Annotated in this window: 22 protein-coding genes and 1 other RNA gene; 11 read left to right on the top strand and 12 right to left on the bottom strand. The window is 32.0% G+C overall.

Annotated elements, in window-relative coordinates; translation table 11 throughout:
* Window positions 1-6: 6 nt before the first annotated feature.
* The 3 genes from ACSSV5_RS06050 to ACSSV5_RS06060 are packed head-to-tail and all read right to left on the bottom strand — an operon-like array spanning window position 7 to window position 2540.
* Window positions 7-1248 carry a M48 family metallopeptidase gene (locus ACSSV5_RS06050; RefSeq protein ID WP_454245173.1) on the bottom strand — a complete coding sequence of 414 codons (1242 nt, stop codon included), beginning with the start codon at window positions 1246-1248 and terminating at the stop codon, window positions 7-9.
* A 5-nt stretch (window positions 1249-1253) separates the two neighbouring features.
* A complete protein-coding gene (gene ribH / locus ACSSV5_RS06055; RefSeq protein ID WP_454245174.1) occupies window positions 1254-1760 on the bottom strand; it encodes a 6,7-dimethyl-8-ribityllumazine synthase in 507 nt (168 codons plus the stop codon).
* Window positions 1761-1763: 3 nt separating this feature from the next.
* Window positions 1764-2540, bottom strand: a complete 777-nt coding sequence (locus ACSSV5_RS06060) for a tetratricopeptide repeat protein (protein WP_454245175.1) — start codon at window positions 2538-2540, stop codon at window positions 1764-1766.
* Between the two features lie 213 nt (window positions 2541-2753).
* Here ACSSV5_RS06060 and rpsU point away from each other — a divergent pair, with 213 nt between their 5' ends.
* Window positions 2754-2948, top strand: a complete 195-nt coding sequence (gene rpsU / locus ACSSV5_RS06065) for a 30S ribosomal protein S21 (RefSeq protein WP_211066021.1) — start codon at window positions 2754-2756, stop codon at window positions 2946-2948.
* Between the two features lie 60 nt (window positions 2949-3008).
* On the opposite strand, the gene ACSSV5_RS06070 is transcribed toward rpsU, so the two are convergent.
* Window positions 3009-3803 carry a DUF2797 domain-containing protein gene (locus tag ACSSV5_RS06070; protein ID WP_454245176.1) on the bottom strand — a complete coding sequence of 265 codons (795 nt, stop codon included), beginning with the start codon at window positions 3801-3803 and terminating at the stop codon, window positions 3009-3011.
* 37 nt (window positions 3804-3840) lie between these two features.
* Between ACSSV5_RS06070 and ACSSV5_RS06075 the strand changes: the two genes are divergently transcribed.
* Complete coding sequence (locus ACSSV5_RS06075) at window positions 3841-5364, top strand: GH3 auxin-responsive promoter family protein (protein ID WP_454245177.1); 1524 nt, start codon at window positions 3841-3843, stop codon at window positions 5362-5364.
* Between the two features lies 1 nt (window position 5365).
* Complete coding sequence (locus ACSSV5_RS06080; RefSeq protein WP_454245178.1) at window positions 5366-5890, top strand: hypothetical protein; 525 nt, start codon at window positions 5366-5368, stop codon at window positions 5888-5890.
* Window positions 5891-5932: 42 nt separating this feature from the next.
* On the opposite strand, the gene ACSSV5_RS06085 is transcribed toward ACSSV5_RS06080, so the two are convergent.
* The 3 genes from ACSSV5_RS06085 to ACSSV5_RS06095 all read right to left on the bottom strand — a co-directional run bounded on the left by ACSSV5_RS06085 (window position 5933) and on the right by ACSSV5_RS06095 (window position 8496).
* Window positions 5933-6868, bottom strand: a complete 936-nt coding sequence (locus ACSSV5_RS06085; protein WP_454245179.1) for a glycosyltransferase family 2 protein — start codon at window positions 6866-6868, stop codon at window positions 5933-5935.
* Window positions 6869-7738, bottom strand: a complete 870-nt coding sequence (locus ACSSV5_RS06090; protein WP_454245180.1) for a glycosyltransferase family 2 protein — start codon at window positions 7736-7738, stop codon at window positions 6869-6871. It lies immediately after the preceding gene.
* Between the two features lie 68 nt (window positions 7739-7806).
* Window positions 7807-8496, bottom strand: coding sequence for a cell division ATP-binding protein FtsE (locus tag ACSSV5_RS06095; RefSeq protein WP_454245181.1), 690 nt, complete (start codon window positions 8494-8496; stop codon window positions 7807-7809).
* 221 nt (window positions 8497-8717) lie between these two features.
* Between ACSSV5_RS06095 and ACSSV5_RS06100 the strand changes: the two genes are divergently transcribed.
* The 4 genes from ACSSV5_RS06100 to rny all read left to right on the top strand — a co-directional run bounded on the left by ACSSV5_RS06100 (window position 8718) and on the right by rny (window position 11102).
* A complete protein-coding gene (locus ACSSV5_RS06100; RefSeq protein WP_454245182.1) occupies window positions 8718-9008 on the top strand; it encodes a hypothetical protein in 291 nt (96 codons plus the stop codon).
* A 5-nt stretch (window positions 9009-9013) separates the two neighbouring features.
* Window positions 9014-9304 carry a cell division protein ZapA gene (locus ACSSV5_RS06105; protein WP_454245183.1) on the top strand — a complete coding sequence of 97 codons (291 nt, stop codon included), beginning with the start codon at window positions 9014-9016 and terminating at the stop codon, window positions 9302-9304.
* Between the two features lie 62 nt (window positions 9305-9366).
* Window positions 9367-9486: non-coding RNA, 6S RNA (ssrS, locus tag ACSSV5_RS06110), on the top strand.
* Window positions 9487-9539: 53 nt separating this feature from the next.
* Entirely contained in the window at window positions 9540-11102 is a 1563-nt protein-coding gene (gene rny / locus ACSSV5_RS06115; protein WP_454245184.1) for a ribonuclease Y, read from the top strand.
* A gap of 66 nt (window positions 11103-11168) precedes the next feature.
* On the opposite strand, the gene ACSSV5_RS06120 is transcribed toward rny, so the two are convergent.
* Complete coding sequence (locus ACSSV5_RS06120) at window positions 11169-12122, bottom strand: NAD(P)H-dependent flavin oxidoreductase (RefSeq protein WP_454245185.1); 954 nt, start codon at window positions 12120-12122, stop codon at window positions 11169-11171.
* Between the two features lie 6 nt (window positions 12123-12128).
* Window positions 12129-13298, bottom strand: a complete 1170-nt coding sequence (gene mnmA, locus ACSSV5_RS06125; RefSeq protein WP_454245186.1) for a tRNA 2-thiouridine(34) synthase MnmA — start codon at window positions 13296-13298, stop codon at window positions 12129-12131.
* Window positions 13299-13494: 196 nt separating this feature from the next.
* Between mnmA and ACSSV5_RS06130 the strand changes: the two genes are divergently transcribed.
* From ACSSV5_RS06130 to ACSSV5_RS06140, 3 genes are read left to right on the top strand one after another with little or no spacing between them, the layout of a single operon-like run.
* Window positions 13495-14838: an MATE family efflux transporter gene (locus ACSSV5_RS06130; RefSeq protein WP_454245257.1), complete on the top strand. Its 1344-nt coding sequence runs from the start codon at window positions 13495-13497 to the stop codon at window positions 14836-14838.
* A gap of 19 nt (window positions 14839-14857) precedes the next feature.
* Window positions 14858-15073, top strand: a complete 216-nt coding sequence (locus ACSSV5_RS06135; protein WP_211066031.1) for a hypothetical protein — start codon at window positions 14858-14860, stop codon at window positions 15071-15073.
* Window positions 15073-15642: a phosphatase PAP2 family protein gene (locus ACSSV5_RS06140; protein ID WP_371815932.1), complete on the top strand. Its 570-nt coding sequence runs from the start codon at window positions 15073-15075 to the stop codon at window positions 15640-15642. Before ACSSV5_RS06135 ends, ACSSV5_RS06140 begins: the two co-directional genes overlap by 1 nt.
* Window positions 15643-15660: 18 nt before the next feature.
* Here ACSSV5_RS06140 and tamL read toward each other — a convergent pair whose 3' ends face one another.
* On the bottom strand, window positions 15661-18216 hold the full coding sequence (tamL, locus tag ACSSV5_RS06145) for a translocation and assembly module lipoprotein TamL (RefSeq protein WP_454245187.1): 2556 nt from the start codon (window positions 18214-18216) through the stop codon (window positions 15661-15663).
* Window positions 18217-18245: 29 nt separating this feature from the next.
* Here tamL and ACSSV5_RS06150 point away from each other — a divergent pair, with 29 nt between their 5' ends.
* The gene (locus ACSSV5_RS06150) at window positions 18246-18986 is read left to right on the top strand and encodes a TrmH family RNA methyltransferase (protein ID WP_454245188.1); all 741 of its coding nucleotides are present in this window, start codon (window positions 18246-18248) and stop codon (window positions 18984-18986) included.
* Here the strand turns inward: ACSSV5_RS06150 and porT are convergent.
* Both porT and ubiE read right to left on the bottom strand, forming a co-directional pair.
* Complete coding sequence (porT, locus tag ACSSV5_RS06155; RefSeq protein WP_454245189.1) at window positions 18973-19680, bottom strand: type IX secretion/gliding motility protein PorT/SprT; 708 nt, start codon at window positions 19678-19680, stop codon at window positions 18973-18975. The genes ACSSV5_RS06150 and porT overlap by 14 nt on opposite strands.
* Before the next feature lie 3 nt (window positions 19681-19683).
* On the bottom strand, window positions 19684-20412 hold the full coding sequence (ubiE, locus tag ACSSV5_RS06160; protein ID WP_454245190.1) for a bifunctional demethylmenaquinone methyltransferase/2-methoxy-6-polyprenyl-1,4-benzoquinol methylase UbiE: 729 nt from the start codon (window positions 20410-20412) through the stop codon (window positions 19684-19686).
* Window positions 20413-20508 lie beyond the last annotated feature (96 nt).

The following is a 20508-nucleotide window of genomic DNA, read 5'->3' on the forward strand; positions in this document are numbered from 1 at the left end:
ATTGTTCTATCTATTAGAATCTTCTAAGTTTTGAATTCTCTGAAGTAAACTGGGATGAGAGTAATTAAATTTAACGTATAAAGGATGTGGCGTAAGATTGCTTAAACTTTTTCCAGATAATTTTTTTAAACCACTTATCAAATACTCGTGGTTGAAAGTGGTTTTTACATAATTATCAGCTTGGTATTCAAAACGTCTTGATAAAGAATTGACAAGCAGACCTGTAAGTGTAGATATTGGCGTATAAAGTATGCCAAAAGCAACTAAACCAATATGAAAACTAGGCTTATCTACACCAAGAGCTTGAGAAAGCATAGGGTTACCAACAAGTAGAGACAACAACCACAAAGTTATACCAGTGGTAACTATTGACAAGCTGAGGTTATACAAAATATGTTTGTGTTTATAATGACCGACTTCATGAGCCAAAACAGCAACAATTTCGTCTTCATTCAAGTCATTGATAAGCGTATCGTATAGCGTAATGCGTTTTTGAGACCCAAACCCAGAAAAGTAGGCGTTGGCTTTGGTACTTCGTTTTGAACCATCTATAACGTAAATATTATCAAGCTTAAACCCAACTTTACTTGCATAAGCTTCTATTTTGTCTCTCAACGAACCTTTTTCTAACGGGGTTTGATTGTTGAATAGAGGAACAATGAGTTTGGCGTAAAACATATTCATAATTATGCTGAAAACGCTTATTAATAACCAGGCATAAATCCAAAATGTCTCGGGAAATTTTTGATAAAACCAAATGATAAGACTCAATAAAACACCACCAAGAATAGCACCGAGAAACAAGCCTTTAAATTTATCTAACCAAAAGGTTTTTGGGGTTGTTTTATTAAAACCAAAACGTTCTTCTATAACAAAAGTAGCATAGTAACTAAAAGGGGTTGACAAAATATCGATAGCTAACATTAAAATACCAAAAAAGACTAAGGCCACCAAGATAGGTTGCGTGACCAAATTGCGAGCAATTTCATCTACAAAAGCAAAGCCATCAAATATTAGAAATAAAACAAGTGCTAGAAAAGAAATCCAACTGTTGATTTGACTAAACCTATTTTTTTGGGTTTTATAATTTTGAGATTTTTGATATTCATCGGCATTATAAATATCATTTAGTGGCTCGGGAATAGGGTCATTGAAATGCTTTGTGTTGAGATAATCTAAAACTTGTTCTATGACAAAATCAATCACAATAATGCTTAAAATTAAATAAAAAAGCAATTGTGCAGTCATAATAATTAAGGTTTATAAAATTTAGCGTTTTCGCGAAACCGAGCCATTTTAATCGCAGATATTGCAGCTTCAACACCTTTGTTTCCATGTTTTCCGCCCGAACGGTCTATAGATTGTTGTTTGTTATGATCTGTTAATACACAGAAAATAATCGGAATATCCTGTAATACATTGAGTTGGGCTATGCCGTTGGTAACGCCATGACATACAAAGTCAAAATGTTTGGTTTCTCCTTGAATCACAGAACCAATTACAATAATGGCATCTAACATATCAAAACTTTCTGAAAGTTTTTTGGCTCCATATACGAGTTCAAAACTTCCTGGAACATTCCATCTTATGATATTTTCTTTAGAGACGCCGTTTTTTATCAATACATCAAAAGCCCCTTGAAAAAGATTTTCAGTAATCTCTGCATTCCATTCAGATACAACTAGACCAAATTTAAATTTTTTAGCATCTGAAATCTCATCGGCATTATAATTAGAGAGATTTTTACCTTGAGTAGCCATAATTTAAAATTTCATGCCCATTGCTTTGCCAAGGTAAGGCTTTAGTTTTTTAGCTTCTTCAGATTCGGGATATTGTTTTTCAATACGTTCTAAAAATTCAATAGCCTTATCAGGGTTTTTAAGTTCCATAGCCGTAATTGCAGCTTTAAATAAGTATTTTGGCGTTGTGTAGTTATTGTCTCTATGATTTGCTGCTTTTTTATAATATTCAAAAGCATCTTCAAGCTGTTCAAGTTGTAAAAATGCATCGCCAATAGCACCTAAAGCAAATGTGCTTATCATCTCATCCTCAGCTTTAAAATCTTGAAGATAATCAATAGCATTTTTATAATCACCAATGTTGAGATATGATATACCAGCATAATAATTAGCAAGATTACCAGCCTTTGTCGAGCTGTATTCTTTAGCGATATCTACAAACCCAAATTTCCCATGAGCACCATTGATGGCAAGGCTAAATAATGAGTCTCTTGCTTTGGGTTTATTGGTTTCTAGAGCCAAACTAAAATAGTTTTGAGATTGACTCAATTCATTAGAAGCTTCTTCTTGCTGAGGTTTTAAAATAAATCTGTTGTATCCAAGATAACCTAACACAACTATTATTACAACTATTATTATACCAACAATAATATTTTGGTATTTAGAGACAAACTGTTCCGTTTTTGATGCACTTTCATCAAGGGTATTAAATACTCCTGCCGTTGTAGATTCTTCTTCTATTTTGTCTTCTTTCTCTTTCTTAGTTTTAGGTTTACCACCTCGTTTTTGATATGTTGCCATTTCTAAAATTTATTCAATTGGCAAAAATATAATTTTTATTGTTATTTGAGCTTAAAATATCAAAAATGAATGTTTTATTTATCCTGGTTCTTTTAAACCAAAATCGTTTGGAAGTGGAATTAAAGAAACTTGAATTCAATAAATAAAAACTTAAAACCTTTTCAAAATAAAATAAATTCATATATTTGCAACTCAAAAATTTAGAGCAAACTTATGTTAATAGTAAAAGTAAAAGACGGCGAAAAAATTGACAGAGCTTTAAAACGTTTAAAGCGTAAATTTAGAGACACTCAGGTTTTACAAACTTTGAGAGATAAAAAAGAATTTACTAAGCCTTCAGTTGAGCGCAGACAACAAATCAAGAAAGCACAATACGTTCAGTCTTTAAAAGAGAAAGAGGATTTTTAGATAAATCTTCTACTTTTTTATTATAAAATATTAGCCAATTCTTTAATTGGCTTTTTGTTTTTATGATATATTAAAGTCCACAACAAAACCACTGTGACTTCTCACATTAAATACGGTTTCGTCTTCAAAGATGAGATATTGTCCTTTGATGCCTACCAATTTGCCTTTGTAGTCTTTAGTTTTGGTCAAATTTAGACTTTTTACCTTTTTGGGATATTGTTTGACAGGAAACTCAATATTAAATTCTTCTTCGTCTGTTTTAAAAAATTCTTGGGTTTCATCAGGGAGATATTGTTTTAAATCGTTTTTGATTTCTTTTAAATCTAAATCTTCTATCTCATTTTTTAGCATACTCTGCCATTTGGTTTTATCAGAAATATGTTCTTTTAATGCCACTTCGGCAATGCCAGCTAAGTAACGGTTTGGGGTTTCTAAAATAACAATGGCTTCGTGTGCACCTTGGTCAATCCAGCGATAAGGCACTTGTGTTTTTCGAGTTACGCCAACTTTTACACTGCCTGTATTTGATAAATAAACGATATGAGGTTGGAGTTGAACGCGTTTTTCAAATGATAGATCACGGTCTTCTTTGTCGAGATGAGCCTTGCTCAATTCGGGGTTAATGACCCAATCTCCAACTTCTGGTGCTTCATAAAAACAATCGTAGCAATAACCTTGTCTAAAAATCTTTTTGTCTTTATGGCAGTTTAAGCATTCATAAGTTTTAAAAGTTATGCTTATATTTTTGTCAATCAGTTGGTTTAGAATCACAAAGCTGTTTTTGAAGCTCAAGTAATATTGAATAGGTTTGTGATATTCACTTTTCATTTTGTGTAAAACACCTGTATATTGCATTTTTTTATATTTTTACTGTTTAATAATATTTCAATTAATGCCAATTCAAATCATTCACAATGTTGCCTCTTGGTTTTTAAAAAAACGCATCCATCAAATGGAATTGTTTTTAAAATACCCACATGAAGTTCAAAACGAACTTTTATTTAATCTTTTAGACAAAGCCAAAGATACAGAATACGGCAAAACCCACGATTTTAAATCGATTAAAACTTATAAAGATTTTAATGAAAGATTGCCTATTGTAACTTACGAAGATATTTATGATAAGATTGAGCAAAGTCGTCAAGGGGTTTCTAATATTTTTTGGCCAACACCAATTAAAATGTTTGCCAAATCCAGCGGTACTACCAATGCTAAGAGCAAGTTTATTCCATTAAGTGAAGAAGCACTTGAAGACAATCACTATGCTGCAAGTAAAGATTTGTTGTGTATGTATTTAAACAATAATGAAAACTCTAAGCTATTTACTGGCAAAGGTTTACGCCTTGGTGGCAGTAAAGAAATTTATCACAACAACGGCACCTCTTTTGGGGATTTGTCAGCTTTATTGATAGATAATATGCCACTTTGGGCAAGTTTTTCAAGCACGCCGAGCAATGCGATTTCTTTGATGGGCAATTGGGAAGAAAAATTGCCCGCTATCATCAACGAAAGCATCAAACAAAATGTTACCAGTTTAGCTGGCGTACCATCTTGGATGTTGGTTTTGCTTAATGAAATTTTAGAAAAAACCAATGCCAAACATATCAAAGAGATTTGGCCAGATTTAGAAGTCTATTTTCACGGTGGCGTGAGTTTTGACCCTTACCTTAATCAATATCAAAACATTATTCCCGATGGTGATTTTAAATATTATGAAATCTACAACGCTTCTGAAGGCTTTTTTGCAGCACAAGACCAAAATGATAGTAAAGACCTATTGTTAATGCTTAATTATGGTATTTTTTATGAGTTTATTCCTATGGATATTTTCGGTCAAAAAGAAGAAAAAGCCATTGCCTTAGACCAAGTTGAAATTGGTAAAAATTATGCGATGCTCATCACGACTAACTCTGGCTTATGGCGTTACAAAATTGGCGATACTGTCAGGTTTACCTCAACAAATCCTTATCGCATTAGAGTGACTGGTCGAACTAAACACCACATCAATGTTTTTGGAGAAGAACTCATCATTGAAAATGCAGAAGTTGCTCTAAAAAAAGCAGCATTAGAACACGATGTAGAAATTGTAGATTACACCGTTGGACCTATTTTTATGGATGGTAAAGACAAAGGTGCTCACGAATGGATTATTGAGTTTAAAAACATACCAAACTCCATAGATGATTTTACACTGAGTTTAGACAACAATTTGAGAGCTGTCAATTCAGATTATGATGCCAAACGCAATCATGATACCACGCTTAGGATATTAAAATTACACGTGGCAAAAACAGGCTTGTTTTACACTTGGCTAAAAAACAATGAAAAATTAGGTGGTCAACACAAAATACCGAGACTTTCTAACGAGCGAAAATATGTTGAAGAACTTTTGAGTTTGCAAAATAAAATAACTTAGTATGCGATTTTTAAAAATAGGGGTTCTATTGATTTTTACAATTCAATTATCATCTTGCAAAAGTGTGAGTAAAGCCATCGGCAATCCTGATGTTTATTTATACAAAGATCAAGCACAATTAATGAATGGCACCTATTTTATAGACCCATATAAAACGAACGGTAAATCAAAGTTATTGACTGAAATATTTGATTTAAAAGAAGCTGAAAATGTTGAGAAAGTTGATTTCAATTTTATCGATAACAAACACTTGCAAATTAGTTATACCGATGGATTGCGAAAATTTTCAAAAGTGATTGAAGGCAAAATGAAAAATGGTGCTTTTAGATATGAATATAAAAATTTTCCCATAGGGATTCCTTTTTTTCTATTTGCCTATAATTTTAAGGTACACCATATTGCTTTAGGAAATGATGACAATATCATTATCACTGAATATGATTATGTTCATACCCAAAATTTCATTAATGGTTTTAATGAAAAAACCGTTGAAAACCGGTATTATTTTGATCGGCAGTTAAAGTAAAAATTAAGTCTATCAATAAAGCTATTGAAGTTTTGATGATTATTAATTAAAAGCTGACTTATAAACACCTGCCTTAATTAGTTTTTTTTGTAAACATTTTAACTTTAAAAGCATCCATTTTGGGCAGTTTAAAAGAAAAAGGTGTTTGGTTGTCAAATGCGTTTTATCAATTTCAGAGACTAAATTTTTATAAAGCTTTTTGTTGTTATTTATTTTAGATTGTAAAGCTAACGAATATCGGTTGATGTCTAAATAGTGTTTTAAACTAATGTTTTGCTTTTCTATGAGCTTGTGTTTATGGATGTATTTATATGTTTCTTCTAATGAACTTATTGACGAAAGATTATGTTCTGTGTATTTTTTATACAACAAAGTAAACTTGGGATTGTAACCCAATTTGTAGTTTAAAGCAAACCTGATGATTAAGTCTATATCTTCACCAGTTTTTAGATCAACATCAAAACCGCCAATTTTGTTAAAGCTTGATTTTTTAAACGATAGAGTAGATGTCCAAAACAAAGGATCTATAAGGCTATACTCAAAATAATTATCAATATAGCTAATATGTTTTGGTATAGCTTTGCTAAAAACAGGTTTTTTGATATAATGTTGCTCTAATTGAACTGAATATGCCGTTGAAACTAAATCTGCATGGCTCAATTTTTGAATAGCTTTATAAGTTTCTTCAAGATGATTTTTTGACCAGATATCATCGGCATCTAACAAAGAAACCCATTCGCATTCAGCAATTTCAACGCCTTTATTTCGTGCAATAGAAGCACCTTTATTGACCTGATTGTGTAGCTTAATACGCTTGTCTCCAAAATCTTTTATAACCTCAAGACTTTTGTCAGTTGAACCATCGTTAACTATAACGAGTTCAAAATCTTTATAAGTTTGGTTTAAAACGCTTTGTATTGTTTCTTTTAAAAAGTTTGCCTTGTTATAGACAGGTAAAATAACAGAAAAATAAGCCATTTAGTAATTTTTACAAAAGCAAAATAGCTTATATAAATCGAATAACCATAAAGGTTTACCATTTAATAATAAAAATTTGTAAGCTTTTTGGCTTATAATAGGGTTTAATAGGAGTAAAACCTTATGCAAATATAAACGCTTTAGGTTGTGATAAAGTTTTGATATATTGGTTTGCCCAGGGTTTAAAATATTGAGTTTCTCAAGTTTTATCAAGGTTTTTATTGCCGTTTCAGTTTTTGTTAGATAAGTTTTATTGCTCTCTAAATTGCAATGATAAACTGGATTATCAAGATGTAAAACTTTTGTGTTTTTTTTGTAGAGTTGGTTAGAAAACACCAAATCTTCATAGCCATAAGTTTTTATGTGTTTGTCAAATAATTGATTGATGTTGACCAATAAAATATTTGAAGTTAGCAAATACTTAAATGGTTTTTTTTGACGCTTTTTAGCGAGTTTTGCTTCGCGTTTCACACCATAATTATACCTCAAGTTGTGTTTATCGGAAATTTTTTGATAACAAATACCACCAAAACAAGCTATAGCATTGTGTTGTTTTGAAATTTTTATGTAAGTTTTTATAAAGTGATCTTGTTTGGGCATAACATCACAATCTAAAATCAGTTTGGTTTCAAATTGAGCCCAATTTATGAGTCTATTGATATTGCCAGCCCGACCTAAATTTGTTTTTTGAATTTTGTAATGGCAATTTTCTATTGAATTTATTTTATTATTATCCCTTAAAAATTGATGACCGGCATCTTCACTGACCAAAATTTCAAACGCTATTTTTGCACTTTTACATTGTTTGTATAAAGCTTCAACCAATTTTACACTTGGGTAATTATAACATGGAATTAGAATGCTAATCACAAATGAGAGTTTATATTAGGTTTTTAAAGCTTATTGGTAAGTTTTTGTATATCAATTAAATAGAAAATTTATGCTTCATTTTTTTTCTGAACAACTTCAAAAACTTTTTGACCATCACATTTTAAAGTTTTAGATGGATATTTTAATAATAAAGCATAATCATGAGTAGCCATAAGAATGGTATTCCCATTTTTATTAATATCTTGCAATACATTCATAACTTCAATTGAGGTTTGTGGGTCAAGATTTCCCGTAGGTTCGTCAGCAAGAATAAGTTCAGGATCATTCAAAAGTGCCCTAGCAATTGCTACACGCTGTTGCTCACCGCCAGAGAGTTGATATGGAAATTTAAAATGTTTGGTTTGCATCCCTACTTTTCTTAAAACTTCGTCGATTTTGCTTTCCATTTGAGATTTGTCTTTCCAGCCGGTTGCTTTTAAAACAAACTCTAAATTTTGCTTGATGTTTCTATCGTTCAAAAGTTTGAAATCTTGAAAAACAACGCCTAATTTTCGTCTCAACTGAGGAATTTGTTTTTCTTTTAACTTCTTTAAGTCTATGCCTACAATTTCACCTTGACCTTCTTTGAGAGGAATATCTCCATAAAGGGTTTTCATAAAACTGCTTTTACCTGTCCCTGTTTTACCAATTAAGTAAACAAATTCTCCTTTTTTTATCGAAACATTAACCTGTGAAAGTATCAAATTTTCTCTTTGATAAACAGCGACATTTTTTAGATTTAAAATTGTATCAGACATATAAAACATTCATGTTAAAAACGATGTAAAGGTAAAAAAAATATGTTTTAGAATGACCAAATTCAATATGATTGAATTATTTGGTTGTGAATATGACTACGAATAGCATTTTGATTATTTAAAGTTTATAAACCTGCTATCAAAGTAAGTTTCTATAATTTGTAATAATAAATTGTCATTTTAAAATTAAAAACATAAATTTGCTTTTTATAGTAATTGCAATGAGTCATTCATTAGATGTTGTAAAACAAATAGAGCAAAAAGTTTTTAAACTGATAAAAAATCATCAAGCTTTAAGTGAAGACTATAGTCAGATAAAGCTTGAAAACGAAAACTTAAAAGAAGATATAAAATCTTTAAAAAAATCGCTCGAAGTTTTAAAATCTGAAAATGAACAACTCAAAACCGCAAATGCTATTTTAGGCAGTAATGAATTTAAACGAGAAACGAAACTCAAAATAAATCGATTGATTAGAGATGTTGATACTTGTATCACTCAATTATCAGATTAATTAGGATGGAAGAAAAGCTAAAAATAAAAGTTTCAATAGCTGATAGAGTCTATCCAATGACGGTAAGTTCTAATCAAGAGCAAAGTTTGAGATTAGCCGCTCAAAAAATAAATAAAACGATAAAGCATTTTGAGGATAATTATGCGGTTAGAGATAAGCAAGATGTTTTGGCTATGAGTGCTTTGCAATTTGCATCAAAAATAGAACAAAACCAAATTGATACAAACAGCACACAAATTGAAATAAATCATCGACTTATCAGTTTAAATGATGAATTAGAAAAATATATAAGTTAACACGTTCTTTAAAAAAAATAATATTAATACTGCCTGTATTAGTTGTTTTTCTTTTTTGATAAACTCAACACTTTACAATTAAAAAGGGTGAGTTTTGGTTGCTAAAACATGCCGTTATGTTTTACACATTAGACGGAAGTTTGATCATCCATGTAGCCCTAATCCTGTTTTATAAGGAGTTTAATTCAAAACAAAAACTAATACAGGCTTTTTTTATAACCAAAAATCAAGAAAAATGGATCTTATACCTATTATTATAAGTGCTGTGATTGCTCTCATACTGGGCTTTGTCATAGCCAAAGTTTTAGACAAATCAAGTTCAAATAACACTTTAAAACAAGCTCAAGAAGAAAGCAAACGCATAATAGCAGAAGCCAAAAAAGAAGCTGAAAGCATTAAAAAAGACAAAATTTTACAGGCTAAAGAAAAGTTTATAGAGCTTAAATCTGAGCATGAAAAAGTCATTATAGCAAGAGATAAGAAAATTGCTGATGCCGAAAAACGCACTAAAGACAAAGAGTCTAAAATCTCAAATGAGTTAGCCATCACTAAGAAAAAATCTAAAGAATTAGATGAAAAACTAAAAGACATTGATAATAGAAAGTCTCGTATCATAAAAAAACAAGAAGAAATTGACCAAATGTTGCAAAGAAAAATTCAACAGTTGGAAGTAATAAGTGGCTTAAGTGCCGAAGATGCCAAAGCACAACTCTTAGAATCTTTAAAAGAAAAAGCAAAGTCTGAAGCTATGGCAATTGTGAGAGATACTGTTGAAGAAGCTAAAATGACAGCTCAGCAAGAGGCTAAAAAAATTGTTATAAATACAATTCAACGTGTTGGCACTGAAGAAGCTATAGAAAACTGTATTTCGGTTTTTAATCTTGAAAACGACGATATAAAAGGTCGTATCATTGGTAGAGAAGGTAGAAACATCCGTGCTATTGAAGCCGCAACAGGTGTTGAAATAATTGTTGACGACACGCCAGAAGCTATAATTTTATCATGTTTTGACTCTGTAAGACGTGAAATAGCCCGACTATCTTTACACAAATTGGTTACCGATGGACGCATTCACCCCGCCAGAATTGAGGATGTAGTCAGCAAAACTAAAAAACAAATAGAAGATGAGATTATAGAAATTGGAAAACGCACTATTATAGATTTAGGCATTCACGGTTTAAATCCTGAGCTTGTAAAAATAGTTGGTAGAATGAAATACAGATCTTCTTATGGACAAAATCTGCTACAACACTCAAGAGAAGTTAGTAATCTCTGTGGAATTATGGCAGCCGAGCTCGGCATTAATACTAAGTTAGCCAAAAGAGCAGGCTTGCTTCACGACATCGGAAAAGTACCTCAAGAAGATACCGAAACACCTCACGCTATTTTAGGTATGCAATGGGCAGAAAAATACGGAGAAAAACCTGAAGTCTGCAATGCTATTGGAGCACATCACGATGAAATAGAAATGACTTCTTTGTTATCGCCTATTGTTCAGGTTTGTGATGCTATTAGTGGTGCTAGACCTGGAGCTAGGAGACAAGTTTTAGATTCTTATGTCAAAAGATTGAAAGATTTAGAAGATATTGCATTTGGTTTTCAAGGGGTTCAAAATGCCTATGCTATTCAAGCGGGTAGAGAGCTTAGGGTCATTGTAGAAAGCGAAAAAGTTCCTGATGCTGTGGCTAAAGAATTATCGTTTGAAATCTCTCAAAAAATTCAAACTGATATGACTTATCCTGGACAGGTTAAAGTTACTGTAATTAGAGAAACTCGAGCTGTGAATATTGCTAAGTAAATTATTGAATTAATTTTCTATCAAATCATTAAAAAAAGTCTAAAAATTTTATTGATTTGAGTTTAACTAAATGTCACAAACTTTCTGTTGTGCTGTTTTAAACTCTTCTATAATTTCATTGACTATATTTTTGGCAGGTGATATAGAGTCGATTAAACCTGAGATTTGTCCGATTTCTAACTCACCTTCGTCTAAATCGCCTTCAAACATCCCTTTTTTTGCTCTCGCTCGACCAAGAAGTTTTTGTAAATCTTCTTTACTGGGCGATTTTTTATACAATTGCTGAATATCGTTATAAAACTTATTTTTGATCAACCTAACAGGGGCTAATTCTTTAAGGGTTAGTTGCGTTTCTCCTTCTTTAATATCAACTACTTTTTGTTTAAAATTGATATGAGAAGAGGCTTCATGACTAACTACAAATCGGGTTCCGATCTGCACGGCATCAGCTCCTAAAACCATTGCTGCGAGCATGGCTTGCCCATTGCCAATTCCTCCAGCGGCAATCAATGGAATGTCTATTTCTTTTTTTACCATAGGAATAAGCGTAAAAGTAGTAGTCTCTTCTCGACCATTGTGACCGCCAGCTTCAAAACCTTCGGCAACAACAGCATCTACGCCAGCTTGTTGTGCTTTTAATGCAAATTTCACACTGCTTACCACATGGATAACTTTGATGCCATTAGACTTTAAATATGGGGTGAAAGTTTTAGGATTTCCAGCTGAGGTAAATACGATCTTTACATTTTTATCAACAATAATTTGCATGATTTTGTCAATGTCTGGATATAGCATAGGGACGTTGACACCAAATGGATTTTGAGTTGCTTTTTGGCATTTTGAGATATGTTCTTCAAGTACATCTGGATACATTGAACCTGCTCCAATTATCCCTAATCCACCAGCATTACTTACCGTTGAAGCGAGTTTCCAACCACTGGTCCATATCATACCAGCTTGAATTAGCGGATATTTTATAGCCAGCAAGTTTGTTATTTTATTATTTTTAAACATCGTCATTCTATTTTATGAAATGACGCCAGATCCGATAAGTTCATCAGCCTTGTACCAAGCTACAAATTGCCCTTCTGCAATAGCCATTTGTGGATTTTTAAAAATAATAAACAAGTCATTTTCTTCTTGGTATAAAGTAGCTTTTTCTAAAGGTTGACGATAGCGGATTCTGGCTAAATAGTCTTGTTTTTCACCTGTTTTGAGTTTTAGGTCTTCCCTAAGCCAATGTACATCTTTGTTTTTTACTTTCAAACCACTTCGGTATAAACCAGGATGAGATTTACCTTGACCAACGTAAATAGTATTATCTCTTACATCGGTTTCAATCACAAACAGCGGTTCAGGGGTTCCGCCAATATTTAAGCCTTTGCGTTGACCTTTAGTAAAAAAATGTGCACCAGGATGTTCGCCAACTATTTTGCCATCGCTAATTTGGTATTGGTATTTTTGAGTTAGACTTTCTATGTTTTGAGGTTTAACCTTTTTGTACATTTCATGATTTGCATCAATTGCTATGACATGACCTGTTTTGGGTTTAAGTTGTTGCTGAAGAAATTCAGGTAATTTTACTTTACCGACAAAACACAAGCCTTGAGAATCTTTTTTGTCGGCGGTGGTTAAATCGAGTTGAGTAGCAATTTTGCGAACTTCAGGTTTTTGAAGGTTACCAATTGGAAATAATATTTTAGACAATTGCTCTTGATTAATTTGGCATAAAAAATAAGATTGATCCTTGTTTGAGTCTGAACCAGCTAATAAATGATGGGTTTTGTGCGAATTATTTTCAGTAGTGAGTTTTCTGCAATAATGACCAGTAGCAACATAATCGGCTCCGAGCGATTCGGCAATTTTAAGAAATACATCAAATTTGATTTCACGATTGCACAATACATCAGGATTGGGTGTTCTACCGTTTTGGTATTCTTTGAACATATAATCTACAATTCGTGATTTATATTCTTCGCTTAAATCTACGGTTTGAAACGGAATACCAAGTTTTTCAGCAACCAGCATGGCGTCGTTGCTATCATCTAACCACGGACATTCATCACTTATCGTTACACTATCGTCGTGCCAGTTTTTCATAAATAAGCCAATGACATCATAACCCTGTTTTTGACAGAGGTAAGCTGCTACGCTAGAATCAACACCACCACTTAAGCCTACAACGACACGTTTCATGAATTTTTTTTGCAAAAATAATAAAGCTTCAACGAATGCTTATCCTTATAAAGATTTAATTATGAAATATAGATTTATTTTTTTTTAAAACCCTATACATTTTAAGAATTTGTAACCTTGATTATTGTCATATTTATTTTACAATGACTAGATATTTGAAGTTGCAAAAAAGTTTAGTTTTGTGCCCAAATCTCAAATAATGTTAGCAGCTTACATCTCAGAATTTCCTAAAAATTTCAAACTAGCTTTTCCTATCATGTTAGGACAATTAGGACATGTTTTGGTAGGTTTGGTGGACAATATAATGGTAGGACATTTGGGTGCGGTGCCTTTAGCAGCTATATCTTTAGGCAATACTTTAGTGTTTTTTGCCTTGTTTATTGGTATTGGTTTCAGTTTTGCCATTACGCCTTTGGTTGCTGAAGCTGAGGGTGAGCAAAATTTTAATCGTGGTAGAAAAGTATTTCAAAATGGGGTTGTCATGTGTAGTCTCAATGGTGTGATATTGTTTGTTTTAATATATTTCACAAAACCGATTTTGTTTTATCTAAATCAACCGCCAAGTGTTGTTGAAGCTGCATTTCCTTATTTAAATATAGTTGCATTTTCTTTAATTCCGTTAATGGTTTTTCAGGCATTCAAGCAATTTGCTGATGGATTATCGTTAACAAAATATGCTATGTATGCCACTTTGATAGCTAATGTACTAAACATTGTTTTAAATTATTTTTTGATATACGGCATTTGGATTTTTCCTAGATTAGAAATAGAAGGAGCTGCTATTTCAACCTTAATCTCTAGAATAGTAATGTTGGTTTTATTGATTTTTATATTAAAGTCCAGAGCTACACTAAAGCCTTATTTTTCAAAACTCATTCAAAAAGTAGATGTATTTATATTTAAAAAATTGTTGTCGCTTGGTTTTCCAACTGCACTTCAAATGTTGTTTGAAGGTGGAATTTTTACCGCAACGGTTATATTGGCTGGCACACTTGGAGCTGAAGTTCAAGCTGCCAATCAAATAGCTTTAAACTTAGCTTCTATGACTTTTGTGGTTGCTGTTGGTTTGGGTGTTACAGCTACAATAAGGGTGGCTAATCAAAAAGGGAAGAAACAGTTTTTTGATATGAAACATATTGCTAACTCTATATTTTTTCAAATTTTATTAATTGAGATAGTATTTGCAGTAATTTTTATTGTTTTTAGAAATGTTTTACCAGAATTTTATATCCAAGATGAAGAAGTGATTCGTTTAGCTGCTAATTTATTAATAATAGCAGCCTTATTTCAAATTAGCGATGGTTTGCAAGTAGGTATTCTTGGGGCTTTGAGAGGCTTGCAAGATGTTATTGTGCCTACTTTTATTTGTTTTGTAGCCTATTGGTTAATTGGTTTTCCGGTGTCTTACTATTTTGGACAAGATCAGCGTTTAGGAGAAAGTGGTATTTGGTTAGGTTTACTCACTGGCTTGTCGGCTTCAGCATTAATGCTTTATGTAAGATTTTATATAGTAGTCCGGCGACATCTAAAAAAATCTTAAGTTTGCATAAATTAGTTTTATGAAATATCCACGATTTTTATTGGCAGACAATTCAGAGGCTGATACTATTTATGTTGTGCATACAGAGTTTCCGCGTTTTATTTTAAATATCAATACTGATGAACTTGAGTTTTGGGAAACTTTTGATGAAGATGAAGTGAAAGAAGAGTATGATACATTAGTCAAAGAAGCATTTGATTTTTATGATAATGAAATAGAACAATATAGCAAATAATGGAGAGTCTGATTGAACTTGATAAAGAATTATTTTTATATCTCAACAACTTAGGTTCTCCAAACTTTGACGCATTTTGGTTGTTGGTAACCAATAAATTTTTTTCTATCCCGCTTTATTTCATCTTTATTTTTTTAATGTACAGAAGTATTGGACTTAAGAATACCTTGATTTCACTTTTGGTAGTAGCGGTTATGATAGCAATGACAGATCAAATATCTTATGCTGTAAAGCATTCAGTTATGCGACTTCGACCTTGTAGAGAGCCAAGTTTGTCGGGTTTAGGCAGGTTTGTTGCAGATTGTGGTTCGTATGGTTATTTTTCGGGTCATGCTACAAGTTCATTTGCATTGGCTATTTTTCTGGGTTTAATATTTAGAAAGCATTACAAGTATATGTTTCTGCTACTTATATTATGGGCAGGTTTGATTTCTTACAGTAGAATATATGTAGGTGTTCATTATCCAGGAGATGTGCTTACAGGAGCTTTAGTAGGTGCTTTGATAGGTCTGATTTGTTATAAATTTTATAGGTTTTTAATCTTAAAATTTTTTTCAAAATCAAACTAATATGAATTTTAAATAAAATTAGAAAGGGTAATTGATACCAAAATTAAACACCATCTTGTTGAAGTTAAAGTCGTTAAACCATTTTTGTTCCAAATCACCAGGATTATAAGTTTTAAATCCAAAATCTAATCGAATAACAAAAAATGTAATGTCATAACGAAAACCAAAACCCGTTGCAATTGACAAATCTTCAAGGTCTTTTAAACCATCAAAAGTGGCATTTTTGTCCTTGACATTATCAGCAAGATTCCAAATATTTCCAGCATCAACAAACAAAGCAGAGTTTAAATTTCCCAAAACATTAAAGCGGTATTCAAAGTTGAATGACAGTTTAAAATTAGCCTCATTAAAATCGTTTGTGCCGTTGGTTTTTCCTGGACCGAGGTCATAAGGTTGCCAACCACGATTATCGTTTGGACCACCACCAAAAAAACTCCTTGCAAATGGAATAGACTGGGAGTTTCCGTAAGGTAAAGCTAACCCACCAAAGGCTCGTGTTGCTATGATGTTTTTGCCACCTAAATTCCAATGCTTTATGTAGTTAAGCTCAAGTTTTGCATATTGTGAAAACGGAACCTCAAACAACAAAAAATTGTCATTGTCGTTTTTTTTTAAGTTCAATCCATTACCAAGTGTTTGAAGAAGATTTCCTGCTAATTCAAATTTAGAACGGAACTGAAAAAAATCTTCATCATCTATATTTTCTCTCGTAGAATAATCAAATGTAAAATTACTTGCTATAATCAAATTGTTTTCTGTAAGTCTTTGTTTTCGTTCTACAATTGAATTGAATGATTCTCTCTCATCATTTGTTAAATTAATTTCATTGTTTTCTACTTGGTTAATAAATCCATCTGTACCCAAAGGAATAATCAAATCATTGTTGTCAGGATTGATAAACTCTTGATTGATTTCAAAAATATTGTTTTGAGCTATATCATTGAGTTCGCTATAAGAATTCTTAAAAATATTAAAGTAATTATCAATATTTAAATTATTTACAAACTGAAAATCAATTAAGGATAATCTATTGCTTACACTGCGGTTTGGTTTCCAATTATATTCAAAGTTAAAGGTGTGGTTTTGGCGATCTAAACCTATATTTTGTTGAGTATTAAAACCATAAGACATACGAGTGAATGGTTGCATATCTCTTTTTATTATTTTTTGAGTAAAGGGAAATAAAACTTTTGGCACGCTTAAACTTAAGCTTCCGCCCAATTCAGTGATATTAAAAAATTGATCATTCGAACTTGCAGCTTCTCTTGAGGAACCTAAATTTGCTCTAAATGACAATTCCAAAATGTCAGCTAATTGAAATGCATTTCTTGCGAGAAATGATGTGTTTAAACCTATGCCAAAGTCTTGAATATTACTTTGTGAGACTTCAAAATTTGGTGTAAATCCAAATCTTTTTTTGGGGGTTAAAAATACATTTGCTATCAAGTCGTCATCTTCAGGTGTTCTTGGGTCTTTTTGGTATTGAATGTCTGGATATTCAAAAACTCTAATATTTGAAAATCGATTGTAAGTGTCAAGCCTTTTTTTGTCGCTAAAAACTTGCCCTTTATCAATAAAAATAGCATCTGATAATATTTTTGGGCTGACTTTAATTTTGTCTTTAGCGAAAAATATTTTTTGATTATAATGAGTTGAATCTTTAGCGATATAGTTGTTAGATGTGTTGTCATAATCTGTAAACACATTGACTTCACTGATTTTATACACTTTAAAAGGCTCTTGATATGTGGTGTCTAATAGTTTGACTTCACGGTTTTTAATTTTGAGCTCAATGTCTAACAAGTGAGAATCGTCATTTAAACTATCGGCTATAAAACTGATATAATCTCTATCAAAGTTATACAATCCGTGATTTCTAAAATATTTCTCAATGCGCAAACGCTCTTTTTTAAAACTTTCTGTATTAAACTGTTGACCAATTTTGATAGCAGATTTGTCTTTGATAGTATTGTAAATAGAATCGGCTTGAGGAGAAGCAATATTGTAATCTATACTGTCAATCAAATAAGGTTTATTGGGGTTAATTTTATAATTGACTTTAGCTTTTTGTTTGCTTGTATCTCGTTTTACATTATAATTTACTTTGGCATTGAACCAGCCTCTATTCCAATACCAGGACTTGAGTTTTTCTTTAGATTTTTCTAATTTTTTTTCAGTAATTATACTTGGTTGTTCTCCACTTTTCTTTAAACCTTTATGAAAATTAACATAGGCAAGACCTAAATTTTTTAGTTGTTTTTCAGAAAGCATATTTGTCCATCGCTTTTTTCGTTTTGGTTTTTTGTTTAACCAGTTCACGAAAGCTGAATCTGGATAAGGTTTAGCAAGGTTATAAATATGAAGTTTGAGTGGAATGCCAAAAATGAATTTAGAATTGGGTTTTAACTCTAAAAAGGGTTTAACTTTATTGCTACTTAAAGTATCAACTCCCGTATCAATGTTGTTTTGAACGAGTAAAAAATCATCATCTGCTAAGCGTTTTGTCGATTTACAAGACATAAAAAATATGAAGATGACAAAAAGAAATGGTATTTTTGTAAAGTTGTGTTTCAATCTTTATTTATCGTGTTTAATTTTATTCTATGCATTCAGTAAGCAAAAATCAACAAAAATTAGTTAATAGCCTAAAAAATAAGAAATACAGATATAAGAACGGACTTTTTGTGGTTGAAGGTATAAAGGTGATTAAAGAATTTTTAAATAGTTCTTATCGTTTGCATAGTTTATTCAGTATAGCTGATATATTCACCTTAGAAAACAAAACGGTCAACATTATTTCTCCGGAGGAGCTAAAATCTATAAGTTTTTTGACAACACCACAAGTTGCAGTCGGCGTTTTTCACATTAAAAAAAATAAACCTCTCAAAGTTAAATCTCTTACTTTAGCTTTGGATGGAGTAAGAGATCCTGGCAATTTAGGAACCATTATAAGAATGTGCGATTGGTTTGGTATCAAAAAAATTATTTGCTCACTTGATACTGTAGATTGTTATAACCCCAAGGTTGTTCAAGCTTCAATGGGGTCACTCAGTCGTGTAAAAATATATTATGAGGACTTACTCGAGGTTATTAAAAAAACAAACTTACCCGTTTATGCAGCTGACATTGATGCTACGTCTATTTACAATTCAGAAATAAATCAAAAATCTATTTTAGTAATGGGCAGCGAGTCTCACGGTATTTCTGATAAATTAAGGTCTTGCGTTGATCAAACAATAAGCATTCCTCAATTTGGTAAAAACAAACAGACTGAAAGCCTCAATGTAGCTATGGCAACTTCAATAATTTTAAGTGAATTTAAACGCCGAACTATTGAAAAGTAAAGTTGATGAAAATACCCCGAGATGATATTTTGTCAATATTGCTCGTCCATGGGCTGTTGGGGTCTTTGTCTCTCACCAATTCATCATTTATAGCAAAAATACCTTTTATTGAAGGTGTAAACTTAAAATATTCTAAGTAAAGATCAATTCCGAAACCTACTTCATATAAAAAGTTGGTGGTTTTCATTCTAAATTGACCAGCAGCATTGTCATCAGGGTTGTCTTCATTGCTACTCAAGTTATGAGCAAAACCAATACCTGTGCTTACAAAGGGTTTGAAGTTGTTTAATCTTTTGGTAGAAAATTTTACCACCAAAGGCACATATACGTAAGCTGCTTTGGTTTCTCTAAAAGCCTTGACTTGGTCATCGCCAAAAGCCGTAAAATTTAAATCTCGATTTGAAAAAATCACACCAGGTTCGAGCCTTAAATCTATATAATTGTTAATTTTATAATTACCTATCAAACCGACATTGAAACCAATATTTTTGGTTACCAAAATTTCATCACTTTCTTCTATACGGTCTATTTTAAAATCTAAGCTGTTAAAGCCTAAATAATAGCCCCAAGACCATCGGCGTTGTTCAAGGTAATTGCGGTTGTTTTTAACTTCTTCTTTATTAAAAAAACCTTGTGCATTAGCTTCTAAAAAGCCTACCATTAATAGCGATGCTAGCGAGATAATAAATTTCATAAATTATTTTGAAGCTTTATAAATGGTTGAAACCCCAAAAGTTTGTGGGTAATGTTTCACGTCTATAAACCCATTTTTCTTTAAAATATTGTTGAAAGCTTGACCAAAAGGAAAAACTGAAGCACTTTCGCTGAGATACTGGTATGCATTTTTATCTTTTGAAAACAACTTGCCTATCACAGGTAGAATGTATTTGGTATAAGCAAAATAGCCTTGTTTAAATGGAAATTTGGTAGGATTTGAGGTTTCTAAAACCACAAACAAACCACCGGGTTTGAGTACGCGATATATTTCAGAAAGTCCTTTGTCAAGATTTTCAAAATTCCTGACACCAAAAGCTACTGTAACAGCATCAAAACTGTTGTCCTTGTAAGGCAAATTTTCTGAATCGGCTTGCACCATATCAATTTTTTCAGTTAAGTTTTGAGCTTTTATCTTCTGTCGTCCCACATCCAACATGCCATTAGAAATATCTACACCAACCACCTTTTGGATGTTAGTTTTGGCCAACGCAATAGCTAAATCTCCCGTACCTGTAGCGACATCTAAAACCTTTTTAGCATTAGCTTCAATTATCATTTTTATAACTTTTTTTCGCCAAGATTGGTCAATGCCAAACGAAATCACTCGGTTTAAGCCATCATAGTTTGACGATATGTTGTCAAACATGCTTTCTACCTGTTGCTTTTTTTTATCTTTAGAATTTTTATAAGGTTTTACCGATTTATGCATTCAAAATTTTTGGCAAATATAAACTTTCATATCAAGCTTGAAAGGTTTCAAATCGCTTTTTAAATTTAGTTTAAGGAAAGTTGCTCTATGTATATT

It is taken from the genome of Psychroflexus sp. MBR-150 (assembly GCF_053628795.1).

Bases quoted from the DNA above. Each gene is read 5' to 3' on its own strand.
- ACSSV5_RS06100 (WP_454245182.1), top strand. From the start codon at position 8,718: ATGAGTCATTCATTAGATGTTGTAAAACAAATAGAGCAAAAAGTTTTT.
- ACSSV5_RS06150 (WP_454245188.1), top strand. From the start codon at position 18,246: ATGCATTCAGTAAGCAAAAATCAACAAAAATTAGTTAATAGCCTAAAA.
- ACSSV5_RS06120 (WP_454245185.1), bottom strand. From the start codon at position 12,122: ATGACGATGTTTAAAAATAATAAAATAACAAACTTGCTGGCTATAAAA.
- ACSSV5_RS06095 (WP_454245181.1), bottom strand. From the start codon at position 8,496: ATGTCTGATACAATTTTAAATCTAAAAAATGTCGCTGTTTATCAAAGA.
- ACSSV5_RS06140 (WP_371815932.1), top strand. From the start codon at position 15,073: ATGGAGAGTCTGATTGAACTTGATAAAGAATTATTTTTATATCTCAAC.
- ACSSV5_RS06050 (WP_454245173.1), bottom strand. From the start codon at position 1,248: ATGACTGCACAATTGCTTTTTTATTTAATTTTAAGCATTATTGTGATT.
- mnmA (WP_454245186.1), bottom strand. From the start codon at position 13,298: ATGAAACGTGTCGTTGTAGGCTTAAGTGGTGGTGTTGATTCTAGCGTA.
- ACSSV5_RS06075 (WP_454245177.1), top strand. From the start codon at position 3,841: ATGCCAATTCAAATCATTCACAATGTTGCCTCTTGGTTTTTAAAAAAA.
- ACSSV5_RS06085 (WP_454245179.1), bottom strand. From the start codon at position 6,868: ATGGCTTATTTTTCTGTTATTTTACCTGTCTATAACAAGGCAAACTTT.
- porT (WP_454245189.1), bottom strand. From the start codon at position 19,680: ATGAAATTTATTATCTCGCTAGCATCGCTATTAATGGTAGGCTTTTTA.
- ACSSV5_RS06135 (WP_211066031.1), top strand. From the start codon at position 14,858: ATGAAATATCCACGATTTTTATTGGCAGACAATTCAGAGGCTGATACT.
- ACSSV5_RS06060 (WP_454245175.1), bottom strand. From the start codon at position 2,540: ATGGCAACATATCAAAAACGAGGTGGTAAACCTAAAACTAAGAAAGAG.
- ribH (WP_454245174.1), bottom strand. From the start codon at position 1,760: ATGGCTACTCAAGGTAAAAATCTCTCTAATTATAATGCCGATGAGATT.
- rny (WP_454245184.1), top strand. From the start codon at position 9,540: ATGGATCTTATACCTATTATTATAAGTGCTGTGATTGCTCTCATACTG.
- rpsU (WP_211066021.1), top strand. From the start codon at position 2,754: ATGTTAATAGTAAAAGTAAAAGACGGCGAAAAAATTGACAGAGCTTTA.
- ACSSV5_RS06070 (WP_454245176.1), bottom strand. From the start codon at position 3,803: ATGCAATATACAGGTGTTTTACACAAAATGAAAAGTGAATATCACAAA.
- ACSSV5_RS06105 (WP_454245183.1), top strand. From the start codon at position 9,014: ATGGAAGAAAAGCTAAAAATAAAAGTTTCAATAGCTGATAGAGTCTAT.
- ubiE (WP_454245190.1), bottom strand. From the start codon at position 20,412: ATGCATAAATCGGTAAAACCTTATAAAAATTCTAAAGATAAAAAAAAG.
- ACSSV5_RS06080 (WP_454245178.1), top strand. From the start codon at position 5,366: ATGCGATTTTTAAAAATAGGGGTTCTATTGATTTTTACAATTCAATTA.